9 protein-coding genes are annotated in these 10,888 nt (G+C 66.1%); 3 read left to right on the top strand and 6 right to left on the bottom strand.

Annotated elements, in window-relative coordinates; all coding sequences use genetic code 11:
- Window positions 1-5: 5 nt before the first annotated feature.
- Window positions 6-1,931 (bottom strand): PrkA family serine protein kinase, encoded by a 1,926-nt coding sequence (locus EL288_RS03250; RefSeq protein WP_033446470.1) that lies wholly within the window; start codon window positions 1,929-1,931, stop codon window positions 6-8.
- A gap of 377 nt (window positions 1,932-2,308) precedes the next feature.
- Window positions 2,309-3,433 carry a bifunctional diaminohydroxyphosphoribosylaminopyrimidine deaminase/5-amino-6-(5-phosphoribosylamino)uracil reductase RibD gene (ribD, locus tag EL288_RS03245; protein WP_003814865.1) on the bottom strand — a complete coding sequence of 375 codons (1,125 nt, stop codon included), beginning with the start codon at window positions 3,431-3,433 and terminating at the stop codon, window positions 2,309-2,311.
- 205 nt (window positions 3,434-3,638) lie between these two features.
- On the opposite strand from ribD, the gene EL288_RS03240 reads away from it, so the two are divergent.
- On the top strand, window positions 3,639-4,202 hold the full coding sequence (locus EL288_RS03240; RefSeq protein ID WP_003814867.1) for a cysteine hydrolase family protein: 564 nt from the start codon (window positions 3,639-3,641) through the stop codon (window positions 4,200-4,202).
- 12 nt (window positions 4,203-4,214) lie between these two features.
- The gene (locus tag EL288_RS03235) at window positions 4,215-5,171 is read left to right on the top strand and encodes a GlxA family transcriptional regulator (protein WP_003814870.1); all 957 of its coding nucleotides are present in this window, start codon (window positions 4,215-4,217) and stop codon (window positions 5,169-5,171) included.
- 12 nt (window positions 5,172-5,183) lie between these two features.
- Here EL288_RS03235 and nrdR read toward each other — a convergent pair whose 3' ends face one another.
- From nrdR to tyrS, 4 genes are all read right to left on the bottom strand, one after another.
- Entirely contained in the window at window positions 5,184-5,666 is a 483-nt protein-coding gene (nrdR, locus tag EL288_RS03230; protein ID WP_003814871.1) for a transcriptional regulator NrdR, read from the bottom strand.
- 158 nt (window positions 5,667-5,824) lie between these two features.
- Complete coding sequence (gene glyA, locus EL288_RS03225) at window positions 5,825-7,072, bottom strand: serine hydroxymethyltransferase (RefSeq protein ID WP_003814873.1); 1,248 nt, start codon at window positions 7,070-7,072, stop codon at window positions 5,825-5,827.
- 214 nt (window positions 7,073-7,286) lie between these two features.
- Entirely contained in the window at window positions 7,287-7,943 is a 657-nt protein-coding gene (locus EL288_RS03220) for a YbhB/YbcL family Raf kinase inhibitor-like protein (RefSeq protein ID WP_003820605.1), read from the bottom strand.
- Between the two features lie 35 nt (window positions 7,944-7,978).
- Window positions 7,979-9,208: a tyrosine--tRNA ligase gene (tyrS, locus tag EL288_RS03215; protein WP_003814877.1), complete on the bottom strand. Its 1,230-nt coding sequence runs from the start codon at window positions 9,206-9,208 to the stop codon at window positions 7,979-7,981.
- Between the two features lie 261 nt (window positions 9,209-9,469).
- On the opposite strand from tyrS, the gene EL288_RS03210 reads away from it, so the two are divergent.
- Complete coding sequence (locus EL288_RS03210; RefSeq protein ID WP_003814879.1) at window positions 9,470-10,885, top strand: M23 family metallopeptidase; 1,416 nt, start codon at window positions 9,470-9,472, stop codon at window positions 10,883-10,885.
- The last annotated feature ends 3 nt before the right edge of the window (window positions 10,886-10,888 follow it).

Raw genomic sequence — 10,888 nt, 5'->3', positions numbered from 1 at the left:
CTCGCTCAGGAAGACTTCCTCACTCTAAGATACCACTCGCACAGAAGCCGAACCTGTTTTTCGGTGTAGCCCTTATCCACCATACGATCTACGAAGCTCTGGTGCTTGCTGCGGTCTTCGGCCGACGCCTTGGCGTTGAACGAGATCACGGGCAACAGGTCTTCGGTGTTCGAGAACATCTTCTTCTCGATGACTTCGCGCAACTTCTCGTAGCTGGTCCAGTTGGGATTGCGCCCGGCGTTGTTGGCCCGCGCGCGCAGCACGAAATTGACGATCTCGTTGCGGAAGTCCTTCGGATTGGCGATGCCGGCCGGTTTCTCGATTTTTTCCAGCTCGTCGTTGAGCGCGGAGCGATCGAAGCTCTCGCCGGTTTCCGGGTCGCGGAACTCTTCGTCCTGGATCCAGCAATCGGCAAATGTTACGTACCGGTCGAAAATGTTCTGTCCGTATTCCGAATACGACTCCAGGTAGGCCGTCTGGATTTCCTTGCCGATGAATTCGGCATAGCGCGGAGCCAGATAGCCCTTGATGAATTCCAGGTAGCGCCGGCGGGTTTCCTCGGGGAAGTCTTCGCGGGCGATGCGTTGCTCAAGCACGTACATCAGGTGCACGGGGTTGGCCGCCACCTCGGTCTGGTCATAGTTGAAGACGCTCGACAGGATCTTGTACGCGAACCGGGTGGACACGCCGGTCATGCCCTCGTCGGTGCCGGCATAATCCTTGTACTCCTGCAGGGCCTTGGCCTTGGGGTCCACGTCCTTGAGGCTTTCGCCGTCGTAGACCCGCAGCTTGGAGTAGATGCTGGAGTTCTCGGGCTCCTTCAGGCGCGTCAGCACCGAGAACTGGGCCATCATGTCCAGCGTTCCCGGCGCGCACGGCGCCTGCGCCAGCGAACTGTGGCGCAGCAGCTTTTCGTAGATGCACACCTCTTCCGACACCTGCAGGCAGTACGGCACCTTGACGATGTAGATACGGTCGAGGAAGGCTTCGTTGTGCTTGTTGTTGCGGAAGGTCTGCCACTCGGATTCGTTCGAGTGCGCCAGGATCATGCCGTTGAACGGAATGGCCGAGAACCCCTCGGTGCCCTTGAAGTTGCCTTCCTGCGTGGCGGTCAGCAAGGGGTGCAGCATCTTGATCGGCGCCTTGAACATCTCGACGAATTCCAGCAGGCCCTGGTTGGCCAGGCACAGGCCGCCCGAGTAGCTGTAGGCGTCGGGGTCGTCCTGGGCGTAGCGCTCCAGCTTGCGGATGTCGACCTTGCCCACCAGCGAGGAAATGTCCTGGTTGTTCTCGTCGCCCGGCTCGGTCTTGGCGATGGCCACCTGGCGCAGCACGGAGGGGTTGAGCCGCACGACGCGGAACTGCGAGATGTCGCCGTCGAATTCGCGCAGGCGCTTGACCGCCCAGGGCGACATGATGCCGCTCAGGTAGCGGCGCGCGATGCCGTACTCCTGCTCCAGCGTATCGCCGAAGCGATCGGGATGGAACAGGCCCAGCGGCGATTCGTTGACGGGCGAACCCTTCAGCGCATAGATGGGGTAGGCCTCCATCAGCACCTTCAGCCGCTCGGCGATCGAGGACTTGCCGCCGCCCACCGGCCCCAGCAGATAGAGAATCTGCTTGCGCTCTTCCAGCCCCTGCGCGGCGTGCTTGAAGAACGCGACGATCTGATCGATCACATCCTCCAGGCCGTAGAACTCCTTGAACGCCGGATAGCGCCGGACCAGGCGGTTGGAGAACAACCGCGAAAGCCGGGGATCGTTGCGGGTATCGATGAGTTCCGGCTCGCCGATGGCCGCCAGCATGCGTTCGGCGGGACTGGCATAAGCCATGGGGTCTTGCTTGGCCAGCGAGAGATACTCTTCCAGGGAAAGTTCGGTTTCCTGGTCCCTCGCGTAGTGCGACTTGAAGCCTTCGAGGATGCTTTGCACGGCTAACCCTCCTACAGTGCCTGACGTACTACTAAACAGGTCGGGTTGGTTCATTGTGTGCCCGGCGACGCGCACATGCCAGAATTACTTGCAAATCGCGTGACCACAGCATATTGACGTAGTACTTTCGCCACACACAATAGACGGGATACCAGACCCTGTAAGGTTTAGGCTTGCATCGCTGCGCACAAGTTCCGCATATCGCCAAATTTCCACTCCGCCATGCGCTCTAGCCATCAATGGCGAGCCTGGCAGCGACCAGCGTCGAGTGCTAACAACCCATCGGATAGACGCGCACCACGCGCACGGCGCTCCAATTGCGCAACGCCTTTGCACATTTGGACAATTCATTGCGCCCGCCATGATGGGCGCATGGTTTATCCGCGCTGTCGCGACGCGGCGCTCACGCTGTCTTGCAGCGCGCGCCAGCGCGACGCCACCCGGGCTCGCAGGCGCACATCGGTGCCTACCGGAGCCAGTTCGGCGAATTCGAAGCGGCGCGCCCCATCGAGATGTTCGAGCAAGGGCAGTCGTACCATGCCCGCCGCGTCGCCCAGCAGGACGGGCGCCAGATACACCAGCAACTCGTCCACGCAATCCTCAGCAAGCAGCGCGCCTGACAATCCGGCCCCCGCTTCCACGTGCACTTCGTTGATTTCCTGGCTGGCCAGCCAACGCATCACGGCGGGCAGGTCGACGCGGTCCGGGCGCACGCCCGGCAGTTCGATCACGCGCGCGTTGCGGTCGGCCATGCGGCGCGCCTTGGCCGCATCGGAGCGGGCCGTGAAAACCAGCACTTGCGCCCCGTCGTCGAACAGGCGCGCGTCCTCGGGGATTTCGAAGCGGCCATCGATGACCGCCTTGCGCGGCGGATGGCTGGTCTGCACCGCGCGCGCATTCAATTGCGGATCGTCCTTGAGCACCGTGCCCATGCCGGTCAGCACCACGCCGCTGCGGGCGCGCCAGTGGTGGCCATCGGCGCGCGCGGCTTCGCCGGTGATCCACTGCGACACGCCGTTGTGCAGGGCGCTGCGCCCGTCCAGCGAGGCGGCCAGCTTCAGCCAGACCCACGGCAGGCCGCGGCTCATGCGCGCCGCGAAGCCCGCGTTCAGTTCCAGCGCCTCGTCGCGGCACACGTCCTCGGTCACCGCGATGCCGGCGGCGCGCAGCCGCGCCAGGCCCTGGCCGTTGACGCGCGGATTGGGGTCGCCCATGGCGACCACCACGCGCGCCGGCGCCGCCGCCGCCAGGGCATCGACGCACGGCGGCGTGCGGCCGAAATGGCTGCATGGCTCCAGCGTCACGTACACGGTGGCGCCGGCCAGCGAAGCGCCGCGCGCGGCGGCCTCGCGCAGCGCGCACACCTCGGCGTGCGGACCGCCTGGCGGCTGCGTGGCGCCCTCGCCCAGCACCTGCCCGTCGCGCACGATGACGCAGCCCACGCGCGGATTGGGGGCCGTGCTGTACATGACCGAACGCGCCAGTGCCAGGGCGCGCCGCATCCAGGAAACGTCGTCGGTGGGCGTGGAGGTATTCACGATCGAGATTGTATGCGCGGGCAGGCGCGCTTCCGGCTACAGTAGCACGCAGCGGAAAATCATGTCCGTATCGGTCCGGTGAAGGTCCATGGCGGTTCTCGCCCGGCCTCGGCCCGGCGCGCAGAATAGCGCTTCAGCCACGCCAAAACCGCTACCCAGGAGCCTCGCCATGAAACAAGCGCTGATCGTCATCGATGTCCAGGAATCCTTCCGTCACCGTCCGTTTTGGGACGATAGCGAACTGCCGGCATTCCTGGCGCAAGTCCAGGCGCTGATCGACGGCTGCCGGCAACGCGATATCCCCGTACTGCAAGTGTTCCATGTCAACGCCGCCAACGACCCCGCCTCGCCGTTCGCGCCGGCCTCGGGGCACGTGGTCGCCCTGCGCGAACTGCGCATCGCCCCGACCGCCGTGTTCCACAAGACGGTGCACTCATCCCTGTACGCCCGGGACGAGGCCGGCCACAGCCTGCACGACTGGCTGCTCGAGCATGGCGTCGGCGAGATCATCGTCTGCGGCATCCGCACCGAGCAATGCTGCGAAACCACCACCCGCCACGCCTCGGACGCCGGCTTCAAGGTCCGTTTCGCGCTGGACGCCACGCTGACCTTCGCCATGCGCGCCGCATCGGGCAAGACCTACACGCCGGCCGAGATCCGGGAACGCACCGAGCTGGTGCTGCAGGACCGCTTCGCGCAAGTCCTGCCGGCCGCCGCCGCGCTGGCCGCCTGAGCGCGGCGCGCCATGGTCCCGGTCTATTTCGTGGTGCCCGCGGGCCTGGTCCTGCTGGACCTGGCCGGGCCCGCCGAAGCATTCCGCATCGCCAACAAGCTGCGCCCCGGCTCGTTCGCGCTGCATTACTGCGGTCCCGAACCCGAGGTGGAATGCGGGCTGGCCGGGCTGCACCTGAGCCGGCTCGCCCCTCTGCCCGCCAGCCTGCCGGCCCAGGCGCTGGTGGTGGTGCCCGGCGTGGTCGACGCCGCCTTCCAGCTCGACCGCCCGCCGCTGCGCGCCGTGGTGGACTGGCTGGCGCGCTGCCGCGCGCAGGGCCGCTTCGACCTGATGTCGGTTTGCTCGGGCGCGCTGCTCGCCGCCGCGGCCGGGCTGCTGGCCCATCGCGAGTGCACCAGCCACCACCATTGCCTGTCCGGCCTGGCGCGGCTCGAGCCTACCGCGCGCATTCACGACAATCGCATTTTTGTGGAGGATGACGGCATCTGGACCAGCGCCGGCGTCACCGCCGGCATCGACCTGGCGCTCTACCTGGTAAGCCGCGCGTGCGGGCCGCGCGTGGCCAGCGCCGTGGCGCGCGACCTGGTGGTCTACCTGCGCCGCGCCGGCACCGACCCGGCCATCTCGCCCTGGCTGGACGGCCGCAACCACATGCATCCCGGCGTGCACCGGGTGCAGGACGCCATCGTGCACAACCCCGCGGCGGCCTGGACGCCGCAAACCCTGGCGGCGCAGGCCCATACCAGCGCGCGCCATCTCAGCCGCCTGTTTGCCGAGCACGCGGGCTGCACGCCCATGGATTACCTGTACCGAGTGCGGCTGGCGCTGGCGCGCGAACTGATCCGCGAGACGCGGCTGGACCTCGAACACGTGGCCGAGCGCGCCGGATTCGGCTCGGCCCACCATATGCGGCGGGTCTGGCGCCGCCACGAATCGGGCTCGCCCAGCGCCGCCCGGCACCCCGCCTGACGCCGCGGCGCCCTAGTCCTTGCGCAGTTTCTTGCCCGGCAGCAAGGGCCCTTGCATCTCGCGGATCGCCTCGACGAACTCGCCGATGTCCTCGAAGCTCTTGTAGACCGAGGCATAGCGTACGTAGGCCACCTTGTCCAGGCGCTTGAGCTCGCCCATGACCAGTTCGCCGATCTGCTCGCTGGGCACTTCGCGCATGCCGCTGGCCAGCAGGGTTTCCTCGATGCGCGCCACGGCGCTGTCGACCTCGTCGGTGCTCACCGGCCGCTTGCGCAAGGCCAGGGACAGGCTGCCGCGCACCTTGCCGGCGTCATACTCGGTGCGGCTGCCGTCGCGCTTGACCACCGACGGCATGGCCAGTTCGACGCGCTCGTAGGTGGTGAAGCGTTTGTCGCAGGACAGGCAACGGCGGCGACGCCGGATAGTGTCACCCTCTTCCGAAACCCTGCTGTCGACAACCTGGGTATCGGCGTTGCCGCAGAATGGACACCTCATGCGCGCTCCCCGTACGGATGATGCGGATATTGTAATAACGCGCGGCCCGCATCGGGCGTACCGGCGCCAAAACCGTGGTAATTCCGCCCATCGATGAAAAAAAGACAGGCCCTGACGGGCCTGTCTTGCCGGCGGCGGGCGGCCTGCGCCCGGCCGCGTCAGTTGCCGTAGACGGGCAGGCGGGCGGTCAGTTCATTGACCCGCGCGCGCACCGCGGCGATGTTCGCCTCGTCGCGGGGATTGTCCAGCACGTCGGCGATCAGGTTGGCGGTCAGCTCGGCCTCGGCCTCCTTGAAGCCGCGGGTGGTCATGGCCGGGGTGCCCAGGCGGATGCCGCTGGTCACGAAGGGCTTTTCCGGGTCGTTGGGGATGGCGTTCTTGTTGACCGTGATGTGGGCCTGGCCCAGCACCGCTTCCGCTTCCTTGCCGGTGATGCCCTTGGGACGCAGGTCCACCAGCATGACGTGGCTTTCGGTCCTGCCCGACACGATGCGCAGGCCGCGCTTGACCAGCGTATCGGCCAGCACCTTGGCGTTCTTGACGACCTGCTGGGCGTAATCCTGGAACTCGGGCGACAGCGCTTCCTTGAAGGCCACGGCCTTGGCCGCGATGACGTGCATCAGCGGGCCGCCCTGGATGCCCGGGAAGATGGCCGAATTGACGGCCTTCTCGAACTCGGCCTTCATCATGATGACGCCGCCGCGCGGGCCGCGCAGCGACTTGTGCGTGGTGGAGGTGACGAAATCGGCGTGCGGCACCGGGTTGGGATAGGCGCCGCCGGCCACCAGGCCGGCATAGTGGGCGATGTCCACCATGAACAGCGCGCCGTTGTCGTGGGCGATGCGCGCCATGCGCTCGAAGTCGATGTGCAGCGCGTACGCGGAGGCGCCGGCCACGATCAGCTTGGGCTTGTGTTCCTTGGTCAGCCGCTCGACCTGGGCGTAATCCAGCACCTCGTCGGCGTCCAGGCCGTAGGGCACGAAGTTGTACAGCTTGCCCGAGGCGTTGACCGACGCGCCGTGCGTCAGGTGGCCGCCTTCGGCCAGGCTCATGCCCAGCACGGTATCGCCCGGCTTGAGCACCGCCATGTACACGCCCTGGTTGGCCTGCGAGCCGGAGTTCGGCTGCACGTTGGCGGCCTCGGCGCCGAAAATCTGCTTCAGGCGGTCGATGGCCAGCTGCTCGACCACGTCGACGTACTCGCAGCCGCCGTAGTAGCGCTTGCCCGGGTAGCCTTCCGCATACTTGTTGGTCAGTTGCGTGCCCTGGGCCTGCATCACGGCCGGGCTGGCGTAGTTCTCGGACGCGATCAGCTCGATGTGCTGTTCCTGGCGTACGTCTTCTTTCTGGATGGCGGCCCAGACGTCGGGATCCACCTGGTCGAGGGTCAGGTTGCGGTTGAACATGGAGTTCCTGGTGCGGGTAGGTAGGGAAAACAAGGGCAGCCGTGATGCTGCGATTGCGCTAGTGTACAGCGACAGCGCCCCCCCGCCGGGGCGCGGACGCCCCGAAACGGGCCAAATTCGCGCTTCGGAACACAAAAACCGCGCAACCTCCCGTCTACCGCAAAAATGCCTCAAGTCGGCATGAGCCAGGCTCAAGCAAGCCCGGCTGCCGCGGTCACGAACTGGTGGTGGCGCCGATCTGGCGCGGCGCCAGGTCCGGATTGAGGGTATAGGTGCCGGTCAGCGACGCCTGGGCCAGCACGTGCCCTTGCATGGCCTTGAGCGCGTCCAGGCCGGTGAACGACCCTTGCAGGTTCAGCGAGGGGACATCCAGCGCGTACAGCGTGAACACATAATGGTGCACGCGCTCGTCGTTCCAGGGCGGGCACGGACCGTCGTAGCCGAAGTAGTCGCCGTTCATGTCGCGGTCGGCGGCAAACCAGCCGGTGTAGTCGTTGACGCCCTGGCGCGCGTTGTTGGGCGCCAGCGGCCCGCCCTTGCCGCGCGGCGTGATGCCGTCGGAGAAGGCGCCTTCCTGGATTTCGCGCATGTCCGCCGCCAGGTCGACCAGCACCCAGTGGAAGAAATCGACGCGCGGCAGGTCGGCCGGCACCGTGCGGCCCTCCTGGTTGACGTCGTCGGGTTGGGAGGGCACGTCCGGATCGTGGCAGATCAGCGCGAACGACTGGGTGCCGTCGGGCACGTCGTCCCACGAAAACTGGGGGTTGAAGTTGTCAGCCAGCGCGACGTGCGATTGCGCGTCGATCCTGCCGAATGCATACCGCTCGGGGATCGACTCGTTATCGGAAAATGACAGACTCGATAAGTTCATGTCGTGCTCCTGGAAGTGGGCCCCTCGATAAGAGGCTACCCCACCAACTTAACACGCGCAAACTTGCGCTTGCCCACCTGTACGACATAGGTGCCGGCGGACAATTGCAACGATTTGTCTTCGACCCGGTCGCCGTTGACGCGCACCCCGCCCTGCTCGACGTTGCGCTGGGCCTCGGAACCGGAGGCAACCAGCCCGGCCTCGCGCAGGATGCGCAGGATACCCTGGGGAGCGCCGCCCACGGTCACCTCGGGCATGTCCTCGGGAATGGCGCCGTCGCGAAAGCGCGCCTCGAACGCGGCCAGCGCCGCCTCGGCGGCCTGCGGCGAGTGAAAGCGCGCCACGATCTCCTGCGCCAGCGCGACCTTGGCGTCGCGCGGGTTGCGGCCGCCGTCGATCTCGGCCTTCAGCGCCGCGATGTCGGCCAGCGAACGGAACGACAGCAGTTCGTAGTAACGCCACATGAGCGTGTCGGAGATCGACATCAGCTTGCCGAACATCGATTCGGGCGCTTCCGAGATGCCGATGTAGTTGCCCTTGGACTTGGACATCTTCTCGACGCCGTCGGTGCCCACCAGCAGCGGCATGGTCAGGATGCATTGCTGCTCCTGGCCGTATTCCTTCTGCAGTTCGCGGCCCACCAGCAGGTTGAACTTCTGGTCGGTGCCGCCCAGCTCCAGGTCGGCCTTCAGGGCGACCGAGTCATAGCCCTGCAGCAGCGGATACAGGAATTCGTGCACCGCGATCGGCACGCCGCCCTTGAAGCGCCTGGTGAAATCCTCGCGCTCCATCATGCGGGCCACGGTATAGCGCGAGGCCAGCTGGATCATGCCGCGCGCGCCCAGCGGATCGCACCATTCCGAGTTGTAGCGGATCTCGGTGCGGGCCGGGTCCAGCACCAGGCTGGCCTGCGCGTAATAGGTCTTGGCGTTGGTCTCGATCTGCTCGCGCGTCAGCGGCGGGCGGGTCGAATTGCGGCCGCTGGGGTCGCCGATCGTCGAGGTGAAATCGCCGATCAGGAAAATGACGTTGTGGCCCAGGTCCTGCAACTGGCGCATCTTGTTGAGCACCACCGTGTGCCCCAGGTGGATGTCCGGCGCGGTGGGGTCCAGCCCCAGCTTGATGCGCAGCGGCACTCCGGTCGCGCGGCTGCGGGCCAGCTTGCGGGCAAACTCGGATTCCACCAGCAATTCGTCGCAGCCGCGGCGTGCGATGGCCAGGTCGGCCTCGACTTCAGGAGTGATTGGGGCTTCGGGGTGAGACATGTCAATGGGCCAAATGGATGAATCTTGGCTAAAAAAAGGTGTAAAAACTACTGAAATAAGTCGAAAATTTTAGCCGAATCCGCTAGGATACTGCCCTAATCATACGCAACTGTCATCGTACGGTTGCTGTCCCGGCTAAATCCACCCGTTTGTTTCACGAAATACGCTAGCAGGCGTATGCCCCTCGCACCGGAACGTGCCGGAGGGCGCGCACGCGCAGCGTTTGCTTGAATCTCACGCAGGCTGAAAGGTTTTTTCACGATGAATCGTGGCCCCAACAGTTTGGTGCGCAGCTTCAAACGCAAAGTTGCCGCCCTGTTCGCCCCTCCTGTCGAACCTACCTCGCGTGGCGGCGCCCTGCTCCGCCGCACCCTGACAGTCTCCGCGCTCGGCCTGTTCGCCGGCGCCGCCGCGCTGGGCATGGTTCAACAGCCCGACCGCTCCGAACTGCCCCCCTTGCGCCTGATCGACAGCGTCCTGCCGCTCGAGGCGGGCCAGATGCAGGTCAGCGACGCGAGCAACGCCCCGTATATCAGCGAAACCCGCATCCGCGCCGGCGACACCCTGGCCGCCGTGCTCCAGCGCCTGGACATCGACAGCCCCCGGCTGCAGAACTTCCTGACCCACGACGCCAGCGCGCGCAGCATCTACAAGCTGTACCCGGGCCGCTCGGTACAGGCCGCCACCAACGAGAACGGCGACCTGGTCTGGCTGCGCTATATCCACACCCCCGGCAACGAATCCGGCGGGCAGGTGGTCACGCGGCTGCTGCACGTGGCGCCCGACGGCGCCAACGGCTACAAGGCCGAGGAAGTCACCCAGGGCACCGAACAACAGACCCGCGTCGCGGTCGGCACCATCCGCTCCTCGCTGTTCGGCGCCACCGACGCGGCGGGCATCCCCGACTCGGTCACCATGCAGATGGCCGACATCCTCAGCTCCAAGATCGACTTCCTGCGCGACCTGCGCCAGGGCGACCAGTTCCGCGTGGTGTACGAGGTCCGCACCCACGAAGGCCGCTATGCAGGCGCCGGCCGCGTGCAGGCGCTGGAATTCATCAACGGCGACAAGACCTATAACGCCGTCTGGTTCAGCCCGGACGGCAAGAGCGGCTCCTACTACGACTTCGACGGAACCAGCCTGCGCGGCGCCTTCCTGCGTACCGCCCTGAAGTTCAGCCGCATCAGCTCGACCTTCGGCATGCGCATGCATCCCATCCACAAGACCTGGACCGGCCACAAGGGCGTCGATTACGCGGCCCCCACGGGCACCCCGATCCACGCCACGGCCGACGGCACGGTGGAGTTCGCGGGCTGGCAGAACGGCTACGGCAATGTGGTCATCATCAAGCACCACGGCAAGTACTCGACGCTGTACGCCCACCAGAGCCGCATCGCCGCCGGCCTCAAGAAAGGCCAGAAAATCGCCCAGGGCGAACTGGTCGGCTACGTCGGCTCGACCGGCTGGGCCACCGGCCCGCACCTGCATTACGAGTTCCGCGTGAACAACCAGCCGATCGATCCGCTCGCGGTCGACCTGCCGGTGGCCCGCAAGCTGGAACCCGCCGAACTGCGCGCCTTCACGCAGGCGGTGCAGCCGTACAAGCAGCAGATCAAGCTGCTGACCGAGTTCCAGCAGACCCTGCCGGAAGGCTCGGCCACCGTGGCCAGCCGCTGACCC

This window comes from Bordetella bronchiseptica (assembly GCF_900636925.1).
Lineage (GTDB): Bacteria > Pseudomonadota > Gammaproteobacteria > Burkholderiales > Burkholderiaceae_B > Bordetella > Bordetella pertussis.
This window is presented reverse-complemented; position numbering and strand designations above follow the sequence as displayed.